At 57.5% G+C, this 21,827-nt stretch carries 18 protein-coding genes; 10 read left to right on the top strand and 8 right to left on the bottom strand.

Annotation, left to right across the window (positions count from 1 at the left end; translation table 11 throughout):
• The 5 genes from AC2FND_RS14905 to AC2FND_RS14885 all read left to right on the top strand — a co-directional run.
• Positions 1-915 (top strand): cbb3-type cytochrome c oxidase subunit I (locus AC2FND_RS14905; protein ID WP_496770564.1); only part of this gene is annotated, 915 nt, incomplete at its 5' end.
• Between the two features lie 5 nt (positions 916-920).
• Complete coding sequence (locus tag AC2FND_RS14900) at positions 921-1,730, top strand: CbbQ/NirQ/NorQ/GpvN family protein (RefSeq protein ID WP_496770562.1); 810 nt, start codon at positions 921-923, stop codon at positions 1,728-1,730.
• A 9-nt stretch (positions 1,731-1,739) separates the two neighbouring features.
• Entirely contained in the window at positions 1,740-3,662 is a 1,923-nt protein-coding gene (locus AC2FND_RS14895) for a nitric oxide reductase activation protein NorD (RefSeq protein WP_496770560.1), read from the top strand.
• A complete protein-coding gene (locus AC2FND_RS14890) occupies positions 3,659-4,207 on the top strand; it encodes a cytochrome c oxidase subunit 3 (RefSeq protein WP_480488714.1) in 549 nt (182 codons plus the stop codon). Before AC2FND_RS14895 ends, AC2FND_RS14890 begins: the two co-directional genes overlap by 4 nt.
• A gap of 5 nt (positions 4,208-4,212) precedes the next feature.
• Positions 4,213-4,500: a cytochrome C oxidase subunit IV family protein gene (locus AC2FND_RS14885; protein ID WP_267365170.1), complete on the top strand. Its 288-nt coding sequence runs from the start codon at positions 4,213-4,215 to the stop codon at positions 4,498-4,500.
• Positions 4,501-4,553: 53 nt separating this feature from the next.
• Here the strand turns inward: AC2FND_RS14885 and hemA are convergent, their stop codons facing one another.
• On the bottom strand, positions 4,554-5,777 hold the full coding sequence (gene hemA, locus AC2FND_RS14880; RefSeq protein ID WP_480488712.1) for a 5-aminolevulinate synthase: 1,224 nt from the start codon (positions 5,775-5,777) through the stop codon (positions 4,554-4,556).
• A gap of 185 nt (positions 5,778-5,962) precedes the next feature.
• Between hemA and AC2FND_RS14875 the strand changes: the two genes are divergently transcribed.
• From AC2FND_RS14875 to AC2FND_RS14865, 3 genes are all read left to right on the top strand, one after another.
• The gene (locus AC2FND_RS14875; RefSeq protein ID WP_267365173.1) at positions 5,963-6,655 is read left to right on the top strand and encodes a Crp/Fnr family transcriptional regulator; all 693 of its coding nucleotides are present in this window, start codon (positions 5,963-5,965) and stop codon (positions 6,653-6,655) included.
• A gap of 139 nt (positions 6,656-6,794) precedes the next feature.
• Positions 6,795-7,805, top strand: a complete 1,011-nt coding sequence (locus AC2FND_RS14870; protein ID WP_496770557.1) for a D-cysteine desulfhydrase family protein — start codon at positions 6,795-6,797, stop codon at positions 7,803-7,805.
• A 181-nt stretch (positions 7,806-7,986) separates the two neighbouring features.
• Positions 7,987-9,231: a molybdopterin molybdotransferase MoeA gene (locus AC2FND_RS14865; RefSeq protein ID WP_496770556.1), complete on the top strand. Its 1,245-nt coding sequence runs from the start codon at positions 7,987-7,989 to the stop codon at positions 9,229-9,231.
• Here the strand turns inward: AC2FND_RS14865 and AC2FND_RS14860 are convergent.
• The 4 genes from AC2FND_RS14860 to AC2FND_RS14845 all read right to left on the bottom strand — a co-directional run bounded on the left by AC2FND_RS14860 (position 9,228) and on the right by AC2FND_RS14845 (position 14,344).
• The gene (locus tag AC2FND_RS14860) at positions 9,228-11,648 is read right to left on the bottom strand and encodes a GcvT family protein (protein WP_496770555.1); all 2,421 of its coding nucleotides are present in this window, start codon (positions 11,646-11,648) and stop codon (positions 9,228-9,230) included. The genes AC2FND_RS14865 and AC2FND_RS14860 overlap by 4 nt on opposite strands.
• A 153-nt stretch (positions 11,649-11,801) precedes the next feature.
• On the bottom strand, positions 11,802-12,041 hold the full coding sequence (locus AC2FND_RS14855; protein ID WP_496770553.1) for a hypothetical protein: 240 nt from the start codon (positions 12,039-12,041) through the stop codon (positions 11,802-11,804).
• Between the two features lie 136 nt (positions 12,042-12,177).
• The gene (locus AC2FND_RS14850; RefSeq protein WP_480488705.1) at positions 12,178-13,335 is read right to left on the bottom strand and encodes an aromatic ring-hydroxylating oxygenase subunit alpha; all 1,158 of its coding nucleotides are present in this window, start codon (positions 13,333-13,335) and stop codon (positions 12,178-12,180) included.
• 103 nt (positions 13,336-13,438) lie between these two features.
• On the bottom strand, positions 13,439-14,344 hold the full coding sequence (locus AC2FND_RS14845; RefSeq protein WP_480616794.1) for a LysR substrate-binding domain-containing protein: 906 nt from the start codon (positions 14,342-14,344) through the stop codon (positions 13,439-13,441).
• A 140-nt stretch (positions 14,345-14,484) separates the two neighbouring features.
• Here AC2FND_RS14845 and AC2FND_RS14840 point away from each other — a divergent pair, with 140 nt between their 5' ends.
• Entirely contained in the window at positions 14,485-15,429 is a 945-nt protein-coding gene (locus AC2FND_RS14840) for a PDR/VanB family oxidoreductase (RefSeq protein WP_496770552.1), read from the top strand.
• Between the two features lie 419 nt (positions 15,430-15,848).
• Complete coding sequence (locus tag AC2FND_RS14835) at positions 15,849-17,675, top strand: BCCT family transporter (protein WP_496770550.1); 1,827 nt, start codon at positions 15,849-15,851, stop codon at positions 17,673-17,675.
• Positions 17,676-17,871: 196 nt separating this feature from the next.
• Here AC2FND_RS14835 and AC2FND_RS14830 read toward each other — a convergent pair whose 3' ends face one another.
• The 3 genes from AC2FND_RS14830 to AC2FND_RS14820 all read right to left on the bottom strand — a co-directional run bounded on the left by AC2FND_RS14830 (position 17,872) and on the right by AC2FND_RS14820 (position 21,682).
• Positions 17,872-18,663: an FAD binding domain-containing protein gene (locus AC2FND_RS14830; protein ID WP_496770548.1), complete on the bottom strand. Its 792-nt coding sequence runs from the start codon at positions 18,661-18,663 to the stop codon at positions 17,872-17,874.
• A 95-nt stretch (positions 18,664-18,758) separates the two neighbouring features.
• Positions 18,759-21,119, bottom strand: coding sequence for a xanthine dehydrogenase family protein molybdopterin-binding subunit (locus AC2FND_RS14825; RefSeq protein ID WP_496770546.1), 2,361 nt, complete (start codon positions 21,117-21,119; stop codon positions 18,759-18,761).
• Positions 21,120-21,199: 80 nt separating this feature from the next.
• On the bottom strand, positions 21,200-21,682 hold the full coding sequence (locus AC2FND_RS14820) for a (2Fe-2S)-binding protein (RefSeq protein ID WP_209507073.1): 483 nt from the start codon (positions 21,680-21,682) through the stop codon (positions 21,200-21,202).
• Positions 21,683-21,827 lie beyond the last annotated feature (145 nt).

Genomic DNA, 21,827 nt, shown 5'->3' with positions numbered 1-21,827 from the left:
GGCAAGAAGACTGCCATCACCAACATCCTGTTGTTGGGTCTGTGGGGTTTGGCGCTGCTGTTCCTGTTCGCCTTCTACAACCCGGGCAACCTGTCGCTGGACAAGCAATACTGGTGGTATGTTGTCCACCTGTGGGTCGAAGGTGTGTGGGAACTGATCATGGCGTCGATCCTGGCGTACCTGATGCTGAAGCTGACCGGTGTGGACCGTGAGGTGGTCGAGAAATGGCTTTATGTCATCGTCGCCGCCGCGCTGTTCTCGGGCATTCTTGGAACAGGTCACCACTACTATTGGATCGGTACCCCCGGTTACTGGCAGTGGATCGGTTCGATCTTCTCAAGCCTCGAGGTGATCCCGTTCTTCGCGATGATGGCCTTTGCCTTCGTCATGGTCTGGAAAGGCCGTCGTGACCACCCCAACAAAGCCGCTCTGTTGTGGTCGCTGGGTTGTGCAACGCTTGCCTTCTTTGGTGCCGGTGTCTGGGGCTTTCTGCATACGCTGCACGGGGTGAACTACTATACCCACGGAACGCAGATCACGGCGGCACACGGTCACCTGGCCTTCTACGGCGCCTATGTCTGCCTCAACCTTGCGATCTTCAGCTATGCGATGCCGATCCTGAAGAACCGTGATCCCTATAATCAGGTTCTGAACATGGGCTCGTTCTGGCTGATGACCAGCGGCATGGTCTTCATGACCTTCGTGTTGACCTTCGGCGGCACCGTGCAGACACACATGCAGCGCGTGGTCGGAGATTACTTCATGGACGTACAAGACCAGATCGCAATCTTCTACTGGATGCGTCTGGGTTCCGGTATCGTCGTAGTCCTTGGTGCGCTGCTGTTCATCTACTCGATCTGGGTTCCCCGGAAAGAAGTCATTGAACCCGGCGCAGCTGAAACCCCTGCGGAGTGATGGATATGGACGGCTCCATGAAACTGAATGAGGGGGCGGCAAACGCCCCCTTCTACCTGCCCCAAGGCGACGAATGCGATGTATTTACCGCAGCGTATAACAACGATTTGCCAATTCTTCTGAAAGGTCCGACGGGCTGCGGCAAAACCCGCTTTGTCGCCCACATGGCCGCAAAACTTGGCCGCCCGCTTTATACAGTAGCCTGCCATGACGATCTGGCCGCCGCCGACCTGATTGGGCGCTATCTGCTGAAAGGCGGGGAAACCGTCTGGGTTGATGGCCCCCTGACCCGCGCGGTGCGCGAAGGTGCGATCTGCTATCTCGACGAGGTGGTCGAGGCGCGCAAGGACGTGACCGTGGTGCTGCACCCGCTGACCGACGACCGGCGCATCCTGCCGATCGACCGCACCGGCGAAGAACTTGAGGCCGCACCCGGCTTCATGCTGGTCGCCTCATATAACCCCGGATACCAGAATATCCTGAAAACCCTGAAACCTTCGACCCGGCAGCGGTTCATCTCTCTGGAGTTCGATTTCCCGTCCGCGCAGATGGAAGCCGAAGTGGTCGCGCAGGAAAGCGGTCTGCCGCTGGAACGTTGCAAGCCGCTGGTGCGACTGGCAGGTAAGCTGCGCGGGCTCAAGGGTCAGGATCTTGAGGAAGGCGTTTCCACCCGACTGGTTGTTTATGCCGCAACACTGATCGCACAGGGCATGTCCACCGACCGCGCCATCCTTGCCGCCATGATCGAACCTCTGACGGATGACGAGGATATCAAACGCGGGCTCCTCGATCTTGTTACGGCTGTCTTTGGGTGAGGCCGGCCGATGGTCAAGATCGATTTTGAGCCATGGGAACCCGAAGAAACGATCGGGAAACTGTGGCACTCCCTTGCCAGCCGCCTCGATGCACCACAGGTGCACGATGGAGCCGCGGTCGACCTTTCTGAGGTCGCGGGGCGGCTGGCCGTCCTCTTTCGAGGGCTGGGCGGTGGTCCGGGCGTAGAATTGCGCCCGGTCTCGCCCGAGGTTTCACACCACCGTCTGGGTTGGCGTCGTCGTCTGGCAACAGAGGCAGAACTGATGCCACGCGCCTCGTTCGATGGTGAAGTTCTGCGCCTACCGGACCGGCTGGCGGTTTTTCCTGCCCGCGAAGCCAACGGCGCGCTGTATGTCTGGCTGGCCGCCGCGGCTGCCCATGCCGGAACGCGAATTGATGAAGACGACCCGCTGCGCGCCGACCTGCGATCGCTGATTGCCGCGCAGGGCATGGTTGATGCGACCCTGGACGACGCCCCCGGCCTGCGCCCACTTTATACCGAACTTTGCAAGGGCGTGTTGCATCAGCGCGATATTCCCAATCTGCCACCGGTTGAGGACGCAGTCGAAGAGCTGATCCGCCATAAGTTGGGCGACTCTCAACAGCTGTCGGTGAAAGCCGAGCAGCTTCTGACACTGGACGATAACCTGATCGCCCCGCGCGGCTATCAGCCGATGCGTCCGGTTGCCCTGTGGCCGGAGTTGCGGGCAGTTGGGTTCTCGGAACACAACGAGGTTGAAAACCCCGATACCGAAGGCCCGCCAGAGGAATCCGGCGAAAAGACGCACCGTGCCCGGCGCCGTAGATCGGATCAGGCCGAGCGCAGCGACAGTTTCATTCTGCATAAGTTCGAAGCCATCCTCAGCTGGGCCGAGTTCCTGAACATCAACCGCCGCATCGACGATGACGATCCCGACAACGCCAAGAAAGCGGCCGATGATCAGGAAGAGATTGGCCTGGGTCAGATATCAAAGGCCCCCCCAACGCGGCTGAAGCTGCACCTTGATCTGGCACCCGAGGATGTGAACCGCGAGCGTCTGTCCGGCCGCATCCTCTATCCCGAATGGGACGTGCGATCGGGCCGGTATCTGCCAGATCACGTCAACGTCCTGCTGTCGGATGCGGATATCCGCGACGACGCTGCCGCCTTCGGCAAGGACCCTGCCACCGCCCGCCGCATCCGCGCGGTCAAACGCCAGTTCGAGGCGCTGCGCCCCGGTCGTGTGATGACACGCGGCCATCTGGACGGTGACCAGCTGGATATCGAAGCCGCCGTGCGTGCCGAAACCGACCGCATGGCCAGCGGCGAAAGCAACGACCGCATTTGGCAACAATCCCGTCCCGAGGCGCGCGACCTGGCAGTCTCGATCCTGCTGGATGTCAGCCGTTCCACCGAAAGTGCCGTAACCGGCCGCGCCGTGATCGACATTGAACGTGAAGCTCTGGCCGCTTTGGCCTGGGGCCTGAACGCCTGCGGTGACAATTTCGCCATTCATGCCTTCAGTTCGCTGAAACGCCAGCGCGTCTACATCCAGCGATGCAAACGGTTTGATGAGCCGATGGGTGCCAAAGTTGAACAACGTATCGCGTCGCTGCGACCCGGTCATTACACACGGCTTGGGGCCGCGATCCGCCACTGTTCAAAGGATTTGGCAAGCCAGACCCGCAAACGCCGCCTGTTGCTGGTGATCACCGATGGCAAACCCAATGACCTTGACCATTACGAAGGGCGCCACGGTATTGAAGACACCTGCATGGCCGTGCGCGAGGCACGCCGCGCCGGGCAATCGGTTTTTGGCGTCACCATCGACAAAACCGGCAAAAGCTGGTTCCCGCGCATGTTCGGACAGGGTGGGTTTGCGGTTATTCCTGACCCACACCGCTTGACCATGGCCCTACCGCAGATCTACCGCCAACTGGTCGGAGCATGAGCGAAACTTCTTTCATCGACGAGCTTCCGGGCGAATTGCTGATGTGGGTTCTGATTATCAGTGAGCTGCTGGTTTTTGGTGCCGGGCTGATCGCGTTCATGGGCGTTCGCCTGACCGACCCTGCAGGCTTTGCCGAGGCGCAATCGCATCTTTATCGAACAGGTGCAGCCTTTAACACTGCAATACTGGTCACATCTGGCTACCTGGCCGCGCAGGCCCTGAACTGGCGCCGCGCAGCATTCCGGTTCAAGGCCAGGCTTGCCCTGACAGGGGCGGCCGTACTTGGGATCGCATTCCTGGTTGTCAAAAGCGTGGAATATGCTGGAAAGGCGGGGCAGGGCATTACCTATGAAACCCACCCGTTTTTCATGTTCTACTACCTGCTGACAGGATTTCACGCGGCGCATGTTCTGGCCGGGGTGTGTATCCTGTTGCTGGTCGCGTGGCGCGATGATCCTCGTAACATCGAGGCGGGCGCACAGTTCTGGCACATGGTCGATCTGGTTTGGATCGTGCTGTTTCCCGTGATTTATCTTCTGGGATAAACAATATGCCGGCAACTTCATCTTTTGCTAAATACTCCCGCCGGAGGCGTCCGAACTCACTCACCGGCGCGTGGCTGGCGCTTTTGGCGCTCAGTCTGGCTTCAACGCTTTTGACCCTGATGAAAACGCCTGACGCACTCATTGCAGGCGGTATCCTGCTCCTTGCCCTGATCAAAACCCGTGTGATTCTGGCCCGATATCTGGACCTGGCTGAAAGCCCGGGCTGGCTGCGTGGCTTCACCTTGGTTCTGACGGGCTTCTCTGCTGTGATCTTCGCACTTTACCTGATCTGAAAAAAGCCGCCCCTAAAAGGGACGGCAGGTTACCAAGCAAAGGGACGCTTAGGTTATTGTGCGGCCATTGGCATCCGCGCGATCTGACAGCGCTGCCACAGCGCCGACAGGGCGCCCACCAGATGATCGATATCCTCATCCGTATGAACGGGTGACGGCGTGATCCGCAGGCGCTCGGTTCCTTTTGGAACCGTGGGATAGTTGATCGGCTGAATGTAGATGCCAAACTCCTCAAGCAGGGTGTCCGAAATGAATTTACACTTCACAGGGTCGCCAACCATCACCGGGATGATATGGCTGGGGTTGGGCAAATGCGGAATGCCCTCGGCATCCAATCGGGCGCGTACCTGCGCCACGCGGGTCTTTTGCAAGTCACGCTCTGCACTTGAATGCTTCAAATGCCGGATCGATGCGGCAGCGCCGGCTGCAATCGATGGGGGTAGGGCAGTCGTGAAGATGAAGCCACTGGCAAAGCTGCGGACAAAATCACACAGCGCGGCTGAGGCCGCGATATACCCACCAACCACGCCGAACGCTTTGCCCAATGTACCTTCGATGACCGTCAGGCGATCCATCAATCCATCGCGTTCAGCAATCCCGCCACCACGCGGGCCGTAAAGGCCGACGGCATGAACCTCGTCCAGATAGGTCATCGCGCCGTATTTGTCAGCCAGATCGCAGATTTCCTTGATGGGGGCGATATCGCCATCCATGGAGTAAACCGATTCAAATGCGATCATTTTGGGTGCGTCGGGATCCGCTGCGGCCAATTTGGCGTCCAAATCCGCCAAGTCGTTATGTTTCCAAATCACCTTCTGGGCACGCGAATGCCGGATACCTTCGATCATCGAGGCGTGGTTGAGTGCATCAGAAAACACGATCAGCCCGGGAATTCGCGCGGCCAATGTCCCCAAAGCAGCCCAGTTCGACACATATCCCGAGGTGAACAGCAACGCGGCTTCTTTCCCATGCAGATCAGCCAGCTCAGCCTCAAGCAGAACGTGATCATGCGTGGTGCCCGAGATATTGCGCGTACCGCCAGCGCCTGCTCCGCAGCGATCCAGTGCGTCGTGCATGGCAGAGATCACCGAAGGGTGCTGACCCATGCCCAGATAGTCATTTGAGCACCAGATCCGCACATCCCGCTGAACCGGCCCGTCGGTTTGACGCGCGTTCGGAAACGCGCCACGACGGCGTTGCAGGTCGATGAAAATCCGGTAGTTGCCTTCGTCTTTCAAAGTGTCGAGGCTCTGGCTGAAAAATTGCTCGAAGTCCATCTGGCGTGCTCCCCGGATAACTGAAATTTCGTTGAACCTATGCCAGTGGCGCCCGCCCTTACATGACAATAGTCAAGTTGGAGACCGAGAAAAGGGTGGCACCCCCGCGCTGGCTTTGGCATAGCATGTCTCGGGGTTGATCATCCGGGGGTGTTCCCGGAGCGGACGAATAAGGGGCTGCCTTCTTGTCACACGAGGCACAAAAGATAATTGCGCGGCAGTCACTGCTCTTGCGAAGCCTGCCAGAGCAACATGTCGATACTCTGCTGCGTCAGGCCGTCTGGCGGCAATACGACCGGGGCGAGACGATCTTTCTGCAAGAGGAAGAGGCCAAGGCCGTACATGTTGTACTGGCTGGTTGGGTCAAGCTGTTTCGCATTTCCCCGACCGGTGCCGAAGCCGTGGTGAGCGTTTTCACGCGCGGTGAAAGCTTTGGCGAAGCCGTTGCGCTGCGCAATGTGCGCTATCCCGTTTCGGCCGAGGCGGTATCCCCCTGCGAGATCATGCACATCCCAAGTCCGGTGCTTCTGTCGCTGATGAAGCAAGATCCGGAAATTTGCGTGTCCATTCTGGCGGCCACATTCACGCATCTGCATTCCCTGGTGGCGCAGCTCGAACAGCTCAAGGCCCAGACCGGTGCGCAGCGTGTCGCGGAATTCCTGCTGAACCTGTGTGATTGCGATGCCGGCCAGTGCGAAGTTGAACTGCCGTATGACAAGATGCTGATCGCCGGGCGTCTGGGGATGAAACCCGAAAGCCTGAGCCGCGCGTTTTCGAGGTTGAAACCAGTCGGGGTGAAGATCAACCGAAACCACGCGGAAATTGCTGACATGGATGTATTGCGAAATTACGCGGAAAGCGACCCGAGCGAGAAATAGAGCCACCTGGATATTTCTCGGGGCAGAGAACAGGCCAAGTCCGATCCGCGATCTTTCTCACAAGCACCTTCCTTACTATTCTTACCGGATATGCCCTTTCCCGCGCGATGCTGAGTGGGTGAGTTGATGGACCGCAGACATGACGATTGAACAGAAATTGGCCGGTTTCCCCCGCGCGAGACTGATGACAGCTGCTACGCCGGTTGAACGGCTTGATCGTCTGTCCGACCAGCTTGGTCTGGATCTGTGGATCAAACGGGATGATCTGACAGGGTTGAGCTTTGGCGGCAACAAGACCCGACAGCTTGAATTCTATATGGGTGAAGCACAGAAACAGGGCGCAGATACCATTCTGATCACCGGCGCTGTTCAGTCCAATTTCGTGCGCACGGCTGCCATGGCTGCATCGAAGCTTGGGATGGACGCCGTGCTTCAACTGGAAGAGCGCGTACCGGATATGGGAGAACATTATTATTCCTCGGGAAATGTTCTTCTGGCCCGGCTTCTGGGTGCCGAGCACATTCACGACCACACCGGAGAAGACGAGGCCGGGGCCGACAATGCCCTTCACGTTCGGGCAGATCAGCTGATCGATGAGGGCGGAAAGCCATATGTAATTCACTTGGGCATCGATCATCCGCCCTTGGGGGCGTTAGGCTATGTGGCCGGGGCCGCCGAACTACTGGATCAGATCGCCGATTTCGACGTGGCGGTGGTGCCATCCGGCAGCGGTTCGACCCATGGCGGGTTTCTGGCCGGGCTGCGTCTGGCTGGCAACACGGCGCCTGTTTTTGGCATCTGCGTTCGCCGCGACCGCCACCAGCAACATGCGCGGTTGCAAAAGATATTGGAACGGTTGTCCGGTATGATGATGTTTGACCCGGCTCTGGTCATGAATGACATCCTCACATGGGACGGCGCATTGCCTCCTGGATACGGGCGAATAGGCCCGTCCACACGGAAGGCGCTTGCACTGATGGCGCGCGCCGAGGGTATTTTTCTGGATCCGGTCTACTCGGCCAAAACCTTTGCAGGTTTGTTGGAATTACGTGAAAACGGCACCATTCAACAGGGCCAGAAAGTTGTGCTGTTGCATACGGGTGGGCAACCGGCGCTGTTCGCTTATCAGGAAGAGTTGATCCCGGTCTGAGAACCATCCGAGAAGCCACTGTAGTGGAAGTCACGCTTAGCCCGCCATCCCGTCGTTTCGAAGCACCACGCGGTGACACGTGACCTATGTCAATGACAGCACAGCGGACGTCGTGTCGGTTGAGCGAGCCTGGCCCACCTTAGAATGGGTGGAGACATGTTCGCAGAGTTGGAGGCTGGATATGGCTGATGGATGCGGCTGTGATCGACACGCGCATATGTATCTGAGCGTGGATGAGACCCTGTGCCGGGGCCGGTCCGCTGCTGATCCGATCACAGAAACGGAAACGCTGCCTTTGGCCGCTGCAATAGGGCGAATATTGGCCCGCGACTGTTTCAGCAAGGTCAATATGCCCGCTTTCGACAATTCGGCAATGGATGGCTATGCGGTTCGAACCGCCGATCTTGGCGATGCCAACCTGTTCCAGATGGCCGTTGCGGGTCGCATCGCGGCGGGGGACAGCGGGTCTCATGCTGCACCTGTGGGTAGCGCGCTGAGGATTTTTACCGGAGCGCCCGTTCCTTCTGATTTCGACGCCATCGTCATGCAGGAAGACTGTGATGTTGTAGAGGGGCAAATTCGCTTCAGCCGCCGTCCAAAGCCCGGGCAACATATCCGGCGTGCCGGTGAAGACCTTCATGCCGGAGCGCCGATCCTGCGGCGCGGCTGCGAGATTGGCCCGCGCGAGGTGGCAGCCCTTGCATCCGCCGGGTATGGCGAGGTCGTGGTGCTTCGCAAGCTGAAGGTTTCGATCTTTTCAACCGGAAGTGAGTTGTGCCAACCGGGTGAGCTCCTTGGACCGGGGCAGATCTATAACTCGAACCGTTACATGCTGCTAGCGCTGTTGCAGAAGCCCTGGATTGACCTAACGGACCGGGGGCAGGTTGAAGATGACCCCGAGCTTTTGAAACAGGTCCTGCTGGGCGCGACTGAAACCTCTGACCTGATCATCACGACCGGTGGCGTATCAGTCGGCGATGAAGATCATATGCCGCGTCTGTTTACCGAGATCGGTGGCGTGACGGATGTGATGAAAGTCGCAATGAAACCGGGCAAGCCGATCATGTTCGGTCGACGTGGCCGTGCTCTTTACATTGGTCTGCCGGGTAACCCGGTTTCTGCTTTTGTGACCTGGCAGATTATCGGATCGCAGATGATGGCGCGCCGTGCCGGTCTGCACCACACACCGCAGGCAGCCGTGCAGGCAGTTCTGTCGGAACCTTTGTACCGTACCGCAGGCCGACAGGAATATCGCCCGGTTCAGATTGACGGTTACACACCGGACGGACGGCCCCGATTGCGTCTGATGGAGCCGTCCTACAGTGGTCGTGTTGCTTTGCTTGCGCAAGCGGATGGATTGGCGATCATCCCGGCAGAAGTGACGGAATATCCCGAAGGGCAACGCCTTGAGCTATTGCGGTTTTAAGCCCTAAGCGCTTTTCCTGCGGCATCAAAGGGCGGTTCATGCAGGATTGTGGCCCTGTGTGGGCGCCCCAGAACCATAACCTCGACCTCATCACCTGGCTGGGCATTTTTCACATATCCCAAGGCCAACGACATTCCGACGGTGTAGCCATAGGTGCCCGAGGTCACCCGGCCGATCCCTTCACCATTCTTGAAGATCGGCTCACCACCTGTTGCATCCGCGTTGGACGCTGTCACATCCGCTTCGTTCAGGTGCAGGATCACCAGGTGTTCCCGAGCCGGGTTCTGCAACACTTTCTGCGCAGCTGCCTTGTTGAGGAAGTCCTTTTCAAACTTGCAGAGGCGATCAAGACTCACTTCATGCGGCCAATATTCCGGGCTGTATTCTCGGCTCCAAGACCCATAGCCCTTTTCGACCCGCATAGACATCAGCGCCCGGCTGCCAACAGGGCCAGCCCCGAACTCTTTGCCTGCCTCAAGCAAGGCATTGTAGAGCCGTGCCTGATCTTGGGTGTCGCAATGCAGCTCCCATCCCAGATCGCCGGTAAAGGAGACGCGCAGGGCAAGAACCTGAACCCCCGCCAGCTCGATCTTGGCGGACCGCATGAAGGGGAAATCTTCGGTTGCCAGCGATGTGTTGGTCAGTCGTTGCAGGATGTCACGGGAGTTGGGTCCGGCCACGTTAAAACCGCACATCGCTTCGGTTTTGCTTTCGAAAGTGGTGCCTTCAGGCAGCGGAACCTGTTTGAAAAAGCGCTTGTGATACCGCTCTGCCATGCCCGAGCCGATCACCCAGAACTCCTCATCAGCCACGCGGGTGACGGTAAAGTCGCCTGCAATACCGCCGCGCTTTGAAATAAGAGGGGTCAGACAGGAGCGACCAACGGTTTTGGGCATGGTGTTGGCAAAGACGGCGTTCAGCCAGTCTGCCGCACCCGGACCCTTGCAGACATATTTGGCGAAGTTCGAGATATCGATGATCCCGGCACGGTCGCGCAGCATCCTGCATTCCTCGCCCACCGGTCCCCACCAGTTCTGACGGGTAAAGCCATTCGTGTCTTTGGTGCCGGGCGTTGCAGCAAACCACAGCGGATGTTCCCAACCGGCGTTCAGGCCAAAAACCGCACCCATGGCTTTCTGCGCCTCATAGATCGGGCGAACACGTGCCGGACGACCGGCGCTTCGTTCTTCATTGGGGAAATGGATCGCGAACCGATGACTGTACTGATCTGCCACGCGCGCTTTGGTGAACGCCTTGGTGGCCCAGCTGTCAAAACGCGCCAGATCCCAGGCGAACATGTCGTATTCCGTTTCACCCTCGATGATCCATTGCGCTGCCATCAGGCCCATGCCACCCGATTGCGAGAAGCCGGGGATGATACCATTGCAGCAGAAATAGCCGTCGACCTCGGGCACCGGCCCCATCAGAACGTTCGAATCCGGAGACCAGATCATCGGGCCGTTGATGACACGCTTGATCCCGGCTTCACCAACCGCGGGCAGGCGTTCGATGGCGTTCATCATGTTCTCTTCGATCCGTTCCAGATCATCAGGGAACAGGTCGTGGGCAAATTCCAGCGGCGTGCCTTCTTCGGCCCAGAACCTCATGTCTTTCTCATAGGCGCCGACCAGCAAGCCGTTGCCTTCCTGACGCAGGTAATACTCTCCATCCCGGTCCGAAACAGACGGCAGGCGGGTGCTGTGGCTTTTCACATCCGCCATGGATTCGGTTACGAAATACTGGTGCTCAGTAGGTTGCAGTGGCAACTCGATCCCAGCCAGTGCAGCAACCTCGCGCCCCCACAGGCCCGCTGCGTTCACCACCCAGCGTGTCCTGATGTCACCTTTTGGCGTTCTGACGATCCAGCTGCCATCCTCCTGCTGCTCGGTTGCGGTGACCGGAGTGAAACGGTGAATCTGCGCCCCGCGTTGACGCGCGCCGACCGCATAGGCGTTGGTCACGCCCGACGGGTCCACATTGCCGCCATCAGGTTCGAACATCACGCAACGGATGCCGTCGTAATTGACCAGCGGGTTCAGCTTCTGGGCTTCCTCAATGCTGATCTCATAGAAATTCATGCCATACAGCCTGGCCTTTGCGGCCTGTAGCTTCAGCTGATGTTCGCGCTCTTCCGTCTGGGCCAGGTATAGCGAACCGGGCTGGAATACTCCGCAGCTTTGACCGGTTTCAGCTTCCAGCGCTTTATACAGGCTCATCGTGTAATGCTGAATGCGGCTGATATTGGTACTGTCGTGCAATCCGTGAATGTTTGCGGCTGCGTGCCAGGTTGACCCCGAGGTCAGCTCGTCCCGCTCCAACAGAACAACATCCGACCATCCCAGTTTGGTCAAATGATACAGGATCGAGCACCCGATCACTCCTCCGCCGATGACCACGGCCTGAGCTTCGTTTCGCATTTTGGCTATCTCGCGCGTTTTCGTTCGCGCTTGTTCTTTCATGAAGACGGGCCCATCGACAATGTCGACAAAATTCGAGATCGAATGAAGTCAGCTAAACTCAAACTATTGGGAATTGCCTGACGGCGCGATACGCTTATGCAAACGAATTCGTCAGAACGTCAATCGGTGTGCACGGCCACGTTCAAACAGCTTCAGGTTCAACTCATCTGCTTCCGGCGCGCCGTATTCCAAAGCAAACACAAATGCGTGGGTCAGATAGAAACACGAGGCTTCATGATCCTGGCGCTGTTCAGCCAAAATCGCCGCTTGGTGATACAGCCGGATCAATGCGGGTACATCTTTTTCCGCATGGGCCCGCAAGAGTTGTTTGTCGAGTTCGTCCAGATCCACTGTGACCCTTTCGGTGAATTCACACCGGCTGTCCTCTAGGAGACAAAAGACTGCAACGCGGTCCCGTCTGCTGTTGTTACAACCGATCCGCGATCTGGTCAGAAGGGCCTGACCAGATCAACATTTTCAGGATTGCTTACACTTCAGCCCGGGCTTTTTCGATCTGAGTTGCCACCCAATGATGAAAACAATGGGTCGGGCCGTCCATCGCGGGCGAGAAACGGCCACCATCGAATTTCACGCCATGACGGCCTTTCTGCATGCCTTCAACCACAAAGACGTCTTCCTCGAACACCGTTTTCCACAGTTGCGCATTCTTGGCACGCAGCGCTTCGTGTTCGGGTGCGTCTTCGGGTTTTTTGGCGTAGTAGAGCTCAATCCGTTCGTTCGAACGCTCATGCGTGATCGGATCGATGAGGAAGGCAAAGCCGTGGTCACGCTGAACACCCAGCAGGGTATTCGGGTAAACGACGATATATTCCGCGCCGTCATTCCACTGCTCACTCAGATTCTCGAAATCATCCAGCTTTTCGCCATCGTGACCCTCGAACTGGCGGTAAACATAGGTGCCCTGACCCGAATATTTGCCCAATTCGTTGATGTTGTAGTGGTCTTCCAGACGCGAATAGCTGTTCAGGCCGGGATGAACCCAAGGCAGGTGATAGCTTTCGCAGTAGTTCTCAACAGCCAGTTTCCAGTTCGAGTTCAACTCAAGATAAACCGATGCGCCAGCGCCACCGTGATACATCGGTTGATCGAATTCTTTCCAGCGTTCCATCAACTCGCCATGGACATCTTCGAATTCCGGCGCGTCGCCGCTGACATTGACAAAGACAACATCCCGCCAGACATACGAGCGGATGCGGATAAGGCCCAACTCGGCGAAGTCCAGATCTTCATGGGTGTTTTGCCCGGGGCCACCGACATGAGGGGCGGTCCGCAGTTCACCATTCAGGCCATAGCACCAGCTGTGATAGGGGCAGCGGATCGCGCCGCGGATTTTTTGCGGCTTGTCGACCAAAATCATGCCGCGATGGCGACAGGTGTTCTGGAACACGCCGATCTGACCGTCGCGATCGCGAACCATCAAGAGCGGCACACCCAGGAAATCGATCGGATACGCGTCGCCCGCCTCGGGAATGTCTTTGCCAAAGCCGATGCCGGACCAGTTCGCAAACAAGACCGCATCCCGTTCTTCGGCAAAAACTGCGGGATCAATATAATGCTCGTTCGGCAGACCCTTTGCGGTGTTTACCGGTGTCAGAACAGACGAAAGCGGTGCGTGCTTGTTCATCGGCCACTCCTGAGTGATTTTGAATGAGTTTATCGCTGCATCCATTGGCGGCTGCGGCCGTCCACGTTCAATACTAAAAATCCTAATGGCAAATTGAGGCAGGCTAAACCGAGCCCTGAGACAGTTCGTTAAGCAACCAATTCTTGAGAGCCAGCGCCCCTTCCGAGAGCTGATCGTCCGGGCGACCGACAAGATAGAAATTGTCCGGGGCGGGCAGGCTGAACTCCTCTAATGCCACGAGTTTCCCCGATGCGAGCATGGGCTGGACCAGACGTTTCCACCCCAACGCAAGACCCGCGCCTTTACGCGCGACCTGAAGGGCAAGCGCATAGCTGTTCACCCGCGATCCCACAGGAACAACCCCGGAAAATCCGAGGTCATGGAACCAGGATGACCAGGTCGTCCAGGTGCTGTCCTGCGTTTCAAGATGGATCAAACGCCGCTGCACGAGGTCTTCAAGACTGGCCCCTTTAAGGTCCGCGGCCATCTGGGGGCTGCAAACGGGTGTAAGGATATCGCGGTACAGTTTCGTGTGCGTGAGTTGCGCGTTCGCGTCCCGGCCATAGCGGATGAACAAGTCGATATCCGGCCGGTCCGTGAACGCCTTGTCCTGTGCCATCTGGTTCACTTTTACGTGCGGATAATCCTGCCAGAACCGGATGACAGACGGCGACAGCCAAAGTGCGGCGACGGCAGTGGTTGACCCAACGGTTACGTGGTTTTCGGAATCATTGCTGCGAATCTTCTCAAGCACCTTTGAAATCTGGCGGAACGAAGTGCCGAGGGCCTCAAACAGGTCTTGCCCATCCTCGGTCAGTTCCACGCCGCGGTGCTTTCGGACAAAAAGGGCCGCGCCCAGCTCGCTTTCCAGCGCCTTTATCTGATGACTGACGGCACCCGGCGTCACGGAAAGCTCGCTTGCGGCTTCTTTGAAACTGAGATGCCGAGCGGCGGCTTCAAAGGCCGATAGTGTCGTAAGTGGAGGAAGGTTGTAGTGGCGTCGAGACATGGAGGTTTGTTGGCTTTCGAACTCTGGGTGAGTTCAATTCACCCGAATGTTAGAAATTTTGCAATTGAAATCTATCTTTTTTCCTGTTGTTTGCTGAACGACGCAGAATGTACGCCACGTGAGACCGAACAGGACAAGTGATGGATACTCAAGTCGCCCGCCTTGTGCGAAAAACATCGCTCAGCCCCGACACCACTGATTTCTGCTTCGAGATCGAAAGCGGGCGCTTCACCAGCCTCGAGCCCGGGGCGCATGTGGACATCCATCTTGAAGACGGTCTGATACGGCAATACTCGCTGTGGAGCTGGAGCCAGGATGGGTGCCTGATCAACGTGGCCGTCAAACGCGAAGACGAAGGGCGAGGCGGGTCACTGGCGATGCATGACCTGCAGAAGGGCGCGACCGTCGAAATCGGCGGTCCCCGCAACCACTTCAAACTCGAAAGCCATGATCGGCACGTCACTTTGATCGCTGGCGGTATTGGGGCCACACCACTGGTTGCAATGGCACGTGAGCTGCTGAACCGAGGGCAGGATTTTCGTGTCTATTATCTTGTTCGATCAAAAGAATACGCGGCGATGGATGCACAATTCCGGGCACTTGGTCTGGATGAATGGTATCACTTGCATTGTGATAACACAGACGGGGTATTCGATCTGAGATCGGTCATGCAATCGATGCCGATGGGCGCAGACGTTTATACCTGCGGCCCTGAACCGATGTTGAACGCGGTACTGGAAGCTGGTGCCTTGCTGCGCGGCGGCGCGATACACTTTGAACGGTTCGCCGCCGCGTCGGACATTGAGCATGCCCCGAACGCCGATTTCCAGATCAAGATCCAGTCGACCGGAGCGGTCTATCCCGTTGGCAAGGATCAATCCATTCTGGAGGTTTTGCAGGCCAATGGTGTGCAGGTTGATTTCGGCTGCTCCGAAGGGCTTTGCGGAACCTGTATCGTTGATGTCGTATCCGGCGAAGTTGATCATCGCGACGGTATACTCACCCCGCAAGAGCAGGAAACACATGAGTTCCTGTGCACATGCGTTTCGCGGGCAAAGTCCGACATACTGGTTCTGAAACTGTGAATGGAGTTACAATCACGCCCTCCATCTGTTGTCGCTAACATGTTATAAGAGCCGTCAAGATGGTCGTTTCGAGTCGCATAAGGGTCGGATTCTCGGGCGAGCAGCCCAAACCTCCGATATAGGTTTTTTCGAATTGAAGGGCGCAACCACTTCTTGCGAAGCTGCAAGCAGGTTCAACGGCAAACTGATAGGTCACTAAGGACAAACAGATTTTGCAGGCGGCAAAAATCCGGGAGGAAAAGAGCGGTAGGAGATGCCACTTGAGCGTGTGGACTTGCCGCAAATGCCAGTTGATCTGAACACTACCCACTCACTGTTTGGTGCATTGTGCATGTTTGTTTACGCCGTCCGGCACAGTGCATCCCAAACGGAACTCAAAAGAACAAAAAAAACGGCGAACACACGGAGGAAAACGCAACATGTCGATACCCGAACCATTCACAGACGTTGAGATAAAAACGGCGGATGCCGGTTTTTATGAAAACTACAGCGTCCCAATTGCCCTGATCAGCAAGGCCATTATGGTCGCGCTGGTTCTGTGGGCATTGGTATTCCCTGCAAACGCAAACGGAACGCTTGGCAGCCTGAACGGGCGGTTGCTCGAGCTTTTCAACAGCTTCTACATTGTCATTGTCGGGTTGTTCCTTGTTTTTCTGGCCGTTGTCGCCGCTATTCCGTCCACGGGTCGCCGTGTGATGGGAACACCCGGTGAAAAGCCCGAGTTTTCGAACTTCTCTTGGTTCTCCATGATGTTCGGTGCCGGTCTGGGTGTTGGTCTGATGGTATTTGCAACCGCAGAACCACTGGGGCTGTGGGGTTCGAACCCAGAAGTTGTGTCCGGTGCTGTCGTAGGTAATACGCCCGAAGCACTGCAGTCGGCTTACCGCTATACCTTCTTGCACTACGGGTTTCACGCTTGGGCCATCTATGTGGTGACCGGTTTGTCGCTGGCATATTACGCTTATACCCGCGACATGCCTCTCACCATCCGTTCGGCGCTGACGCCTCTGTTTGGCCGCTTCGTCAATGGCTTCTTCGGCCATGTGGTTGACGTTCTGGGTGTTGTTGCGACGATCCTCGGTGTTTCCGTCACCATCGGCTATGGTGTCAGCCAGTTCATCGACGGGCTTTATGCCATCACCGGTATGGAATGGGTCATGGATCTGGGTGGCGAAGTTCCAACCCCAAGCAAAGTAGGTTTGATCGCCGGTCTGGTCATCATCATGAGTCTGTCGATTATTTCGGCCGTATCAGGCGTTGGTCGTGGTGTTAAATACCTGTCGAACCTGAACCTCGTATTGTCGATCATCCTGTTGGGCACATTTATCGTCTTCGGCTCGTTCGTCTTTGCCATGACCACTTATGGCACGGCAATGGTCGACTATATCCTGCATATCCTGTCGCTCAGCTTTAACGCCTATGGCCCGCTGTCAGTTGAAGCCTTCGCTGCGGCTTTGCCTGCCGAAGCACAAGCCCATGCCAATGATCTGATGGGCGGAGCTACCAATGCGTGGGGCAGCTTTGACGGTTTCAAGAGTGGCTTGGAAGGGGCAGCAGCAGAGTTGGATGAAGCAACCCTGGCAGCCGTTTATGCGGCGGGTGAGCAGGGGCGTCAGTTCGGCTGGCAATCGGGTTGGACCACGTTCTACTGGGCCTGGTGGATTGCGTTCTCGCCCTTCGTGGGCCTGTTCCTCGCGCGCATTTCGAAAGGACGCTCTGTCCGCGAGTTCATCGTAGGCTGTGTGTTCGCCCCGGCTTTGGTGTGCTTTGCATGGATGACTGTTCTGGGAGGAACTGCGATTGATCTGGAACTGGCAGGCGCTGCAGAAGGTGCAATCATCGGCGCATCGAACACCAACAAGCTGTTCGTGACACTATCTTACATGATTGACGGTGGTCTGCTGTCAATGTTGAACGTGATGTGCGTGATCCTGATCATGACATTCCTCGTCACGTCGGCAGACTCGGGCATTCTGGTGATGAATACCATCATGTCGGGAGGCAGCCAGGAGACGGGCATCAAGCACCGCATCATCTGGGGTGTCATCCTGACGGCTGTGATCGGCGCGCTGATCCTCGCGGCGGGCGAAAACAACCCGATGGATGCGCTGCGAAACGCAATGATCATCGGTGCATTGCCCTTTACTGCTGTAATGGGTCTGATGTGTATTGCCCTGGCCAAAGCTTTGTTCCGCGACAGCCAGCGGGACAAACACGCCGCTACTGGTGCACAAGCCGCCGAATAAAGCGAAAGCTTAGCTTGTGACTTGATCAGGCCGCCCGGAATTGGGTGGCCTGATTTTTTTGCGCAGAGACTGGCCACAACCCTCAAACAGCGAAAAGGTGCTGGCCAGCCCGACCTTGGCGAAACACTAAAAACCATATCTCAACGAAAAAGCCCCGGCAAAAACCGGGGCTTTTGAGCATCTTGTCGAGAAATGTCTACATGCAGGCTTCAACGGCGCGTTTGGTCATGACCGACACAAGATGCGCCCGGTATTCCTTGCTGCCATGTAAATCAGCGATCATGTTGGCAGGGTTGATCCGAAGGTCCATCAAGGCGTCCGGGCGGAACTCCTTGTTCAGCGCCTGCTCGGCTTCGCTCCAACGGAAGACGCCATCCTCACTTGCCCCGGTAACCGCCACACGCACACCGTCCGTGAAACGGGCCAGATATACCCCAACAAGTGCAAACCGCGACGCTGGCTGCAGAAATTTTTGATAGCTTGCCGCCTGCGGAACCGGAAAGCGGATCGAGGTGATGATCTCTCCTTCATCCAGGGCTGTGGTGAACATGCCCTGAAAAAAGTCATCTGCCGAAATTTGACGCGTATTGGTCACGACGGTCGCGCCGGATCCTAGCACGCCCGCCGGATAACAGGCTGCCGGGTCATTGTTCGCAACCGAACCACCGATGGTTCCACGATTGCGCACTGCCGGGTCGCCAATTTGTCCAGCCAATGCCGCCAACGCGGGATAAGACCCCGCAGCGTCGCGAGCAACGACAACGTGAGGTGTTGCACCCCCAACAGAGACCGAGCCGTCATCATCAACGCAGACGCCGTGCATCTCGGCAATGCCGCCCATCGACACCAGTTTGGACGGTGCCGCCAATCGCTGTTTCAATGTCGGGATCAGGGTTTGCCCGCCTCCCAACGCCTGCGCATCCTCTGCTGCCAATGCTGCAACCGCGTCAGCAATGGTCGAGGGCTTCTCAAACTCGAAATTGTACATTTCGTTCTTCCTTTCCGAAAGGCGCTGATCCGCCCTTCATCTGGCTATAAATATTCCGGGGAGCGCGAGGGGCTGGCCCCTCGCACCCCAACCTCTCAACCATGCATCGCCGTCCAAACGCGTGACGGGCTCATCGGCATGTCGATATGATCAACAACCCTTCCACCCGAGTTCAACGCATCCAGCACCGCGTTGACCACCGCTGGCGGTGAGCCGATCGCTCCGGCCTCGCCGCAACCCTTCACACCAAGCGGATTGTGCGTACAGGGCGTCTGGCTGGAATGATCCACGCCGTAGAACGGGACGTCATCGGCGCGTGGCATCGCGTAGTCCATGAACGACGCGCTCAGCAATTGGCCGTTCTCGTCATAGGCGCAGTTCTCCAGCAGGGCCTGACCGATGCCCTGACCAATACCGCCATGTACCTGACCGTCTACGATCATCGGATTGACGATGTTGCCAAAGTCATCCGCTGCCGTGAACTTCTCGATACTGACCTGACCAGTGTCGGGGTCTACCTCGACCTCACAGGCATAAGCCCCTGCCGGGAAAGTAAAGTTGGCCGGGTCATAGAACGCGGTTTCCTCCAGCCCCGGTTCAACTTCCAGCGGATAGTTGTGCGGGACATAGGCCGTAAGGGTCACATCCCCCCACGCCACCGACTTGTCGGTCCCCGCAACGCTGAACTGACCGTCCTTAAGTTCGATATCTGCCTCGGACGCCTCCAACAGGTGGGCTGCGATCTTTTTGGCCTTGTCGATCACCTTTTCGGTGGCCTTGACCATAGCCGAGCCGCAGACCGCCAGCGAGCGTGAGCCATAAGTGCCCATGCCGAACGGGATCTTCGAGGTGTCCCCGTGCACGATCTCGACCATTGACTCGTCGATGCCGATCATGTCGGCCACGACCTGCGGGAAGGCTGTTTCATGGCCTTGCCCGTGGCTGTGTGCGCCAACCATCACACTGATCGAGCCGGTGGCGTTCACCCGAACTGTCGCCGCGTCGTAAAGACCTGCACGGGCTCCCAACATGCCGACGATATTCGAAGGCGCGATACCACAAGCCTCGATATAGCAATTGACGCCGAGACCGCGCAGCTTGCCTTTGGCCTCACTCTGCGCGCGTCGTGCGGCAAAGCCCGCAAGATCAGCAGCGGCCTCAAGCTTGTCCATGGTCCCGTTATAATCCCCGGTGTCATAGGTCAGCGCGACTGGCGTGTCATAGGGGAACTGCGTGACAAAATTCTGGCGACGCAGGGCGATCGGATCGACACCTAACTCGCGCGCAGCCTTGTCGATGACACGCTCCAGTTGGAAGGTTGCTTCGGGTCGACCAGCGCCGCGATAGGCGTCCACCGGCACCGTGTTTGTGAACATCGCCTTCACATTCACCTGAATGACCGGGGTCTTATAGTTGCCTGCCATCAGCGTCCCGTGCAGCCATGTCGGAACCGAGCTGGAGAAGGTCGACAGATAGGCGCCCAGATTGGCATAGGTGTTGGTCCGCAGGCCGATGAAATTGTTATCCGCATCCAGAGCCAGTTCAATCGTGCTGACATGGTCACGACCCTGCGCATCCGACATGAATGCCTCGGACCGGCTGGCTGTCCACTTGACGGGCCGGTTGCAGGCCTTGGCGGCAAAGGTGCAGAACGCTTCTTCTGCGTAATGGAAAATCTTGGTGCCAAAACCACCGCCCACATCCGGGGCTACGACGCGGACTTTATGTTCCGGCAGACCCAGAACGAACGCGCACATCAACAAGCGGATGACATGCGGGTTCTGCGAAGTGGTATAGAGCGTATATTCATCCGTGCCCCTGCTGTACTCGGCCACAGCCACGCGCGGCTCCATCGGGTTGGCGACCAGCCGGTTGTTCACCAGATCCAAAGTGGTGACATGCGCGGCATTGGCAAAGACGTCGTTCACCTTGGCGTCGTCGGCCTCACCCAACTGCCAGTCATAGCAGATGTTGTTTTTCAGATCGTCATGAACCAGCGTCGCGCCTTCCTGCGCCGCGGATTTCATGTCGATCACGGCGGGCAGTTCCTCGATATCCAGATCAATAGCCTCGGCCGCGTCACGGGCCTGTTCCAGGCTGTCAGCCACCACGGCGGCAATGGGATCGCCCACATGGCGCACCTTGCCCTGTGCCAGAATTGGGTGTGGTGGTTCCTGCATCGGCGCGCCGTGCTTGTCGGTCACTTCCCAGCCACAGGGCATTCCGCCCACGCCTTCAAAGTCTTTGCCGGTGAATACTCTGACCACACCGGGCATACCTTCGGCAGATGATGTATCTACAGAATTGATCCGACCATGCGCGATGTCGGACCGCAGGAAATATACGTAAGCCTGACCACGTATGTTGATGTCGTCGGTATAGTTGCCTGCTCCGGTCAGAAAGCGGACGTCCTCGCGTCGCTTGGAACTGGCTCCGATGCCACTGTCTTTGGGCATTGCTTGTTCTCCTCCCATAAACGGATGCTGCTGCACCCTTCACTTGTCCCACGGGCGCAACGTTTACGCCCGCAGCGGCATCATTCCGCGGCGATACTGCCGACGTCCTGACCTGAGGCGGCCATGATCGCCTTGACGATATTGTGGTAGCCTGTGCAGCGGCACAGGTTGCCTTCCAGGTACTTCCGGATTTCGGCCTCAGATGGGCGCGGGTTGTCTTTCAGCAGCGCTGCGGCGCTCATCACCATACCCGGAGTACAGAACCCGCATTGAAGGCCGTGATGATCCTGAAAAGCTTGCTGGATCACGTTCAGCGAACCGTCCGCATTTGCCTGACCTTCGATGGTGCCAACATCAGCACCGTCGGCTTCGACCGCCAGCATATTGCACGACTTCACGGCCTGACCATTCACATGTACAACGCAGGCGCCGCACTGGGCCGTGTCACAGCCGACATGCGTGCCCGTCAATGACAGTTGCTCGCGCAGAAAGCCGGACAGTAATGTCCGGCCCTCGACTTCGCCGCTGACGGCCTTGCCGTTCACGGTCATGGAAATTTTCATGACTTTCTCCTCCCTGAATTCCAACGGTTCAACCGCCCAATACGCGCTTGAACCAACCTTTTTTTGCTTCGCCGCCTTCACCCTCGGCTGAAGGTTCGGCTTGAACCTGATCCGAGGTTTCCGGATCGGGTGTTTTTTCGGGTTC

The sequence above is a fragment of the Ruegeria sp. BHSB056 genome, assembly GCF_059613305.1.
Note: the sequence above shows the minus strand (reverse complement) of the source record. Positions and strands in the feature narration are given on the sequence as shown.

Coding starts and splice junctions, on each gene's coding strand:
- AC2FND_RS14820 (WP_209507073.1), bottom strand. CDS start 21,682: ATGAAAATTTCCATGACCGTGAACGGCAAGGCCGTCAGCGGCGAAGTC.
- AC2FND_RS14825 (WP_496770546.1), bottom strand. CDS start 21,119: ATGCCCAAAGACAGTGGCATCGGAGCCAGTTCCAAGCGACGCGAGGAC.
- AC2FND_RS14850 (WP_480488705.1), bottom strand. CDS start 13,335: ATGAACAAGCACGCACCGCTTTCGTCTGTTCTGACACCGGTAAACACC.
- AC2FND_RS14900 (WP_496770562.1), top strand. CDS start 921: ATGGACGGCTCCATGAAACTGAATGAGGGGGCGGCAAACGCCCCCTTC.
- AC2FND_RS14845 (WP_480616794.1), bottom strand. CDS start 14,344: ATGTCTCGACGCCACTACAACCTTCCTCCACTTACGACACTATCGGCC.
- AC2FND_RS14885 (WP_267365170.1), top strand. CDS start 4,213: ATGCCGGCAACTTCATCTTTTGCTAAATACTCCCGCCGGAGGCGTCCG.
- AC2FND_RS14890 (WP_480488714.1), top strand. CDS start 3,659: ATGAGCGAAACTTCTTTCATCGACGAGCTTCCGGGCGAATTGCTGATG.
- AC2FND_RS14840 (WP_496770552.1), top strand. CDS start 14,485: ATGGATACTCAAGTCGCCCGCCTTGTGCGAAAAACATCGCTCAGCCCC.
- AC2FND_RS14865 (WP_496770556.1), top strand. CDS start 7,987: ATGGCTGATGGATGCGGCTGTGATCGACACGCGCATATGTATCTGAGC.
- AC2FND_RS14830 (WP_496770548.1), bottom strand. CDS start 18,663: ATGTACAATTTCGAGTTTGAGAAGCCCTCGACCATTGCTGACGCGGTT.
- AC2FND_RS14870 (WP_496770557.1), top strand. CDS start 6,795: ATGACGATTGAACAGAAATTGGCCGGTTTCCCCCGCGCGAGACTGATG.
- hemA (WP_480488712.1), bottom strand. CDS start 5,777: ATGGACTTCGAGCAATTTTTCAGCCAGAGCCTCGACACTTTGAAAGAC.
- AC2FND_RS14895 (WP_496770560.1), top strand. CDS start 1,740: ATGGTCAAGATCGATTTTGAGCCATGGGAACCCGAAGAAACGATCGGG.
- AC2FND_RS14860 (WP_496770555.1), bottom strand. CDS start 11,648: ATGCGAAACGAAGCTCAGGCCGTGGTCATCGGCGGAGGAGTGATCGGG.
- AC2FND_RS14835 (WP_496770550.1), top strand. CDS start 15,849: ATGTCGATACCCGAACCATTCACAGACGTTGAGATAAAAACGGCGGAT.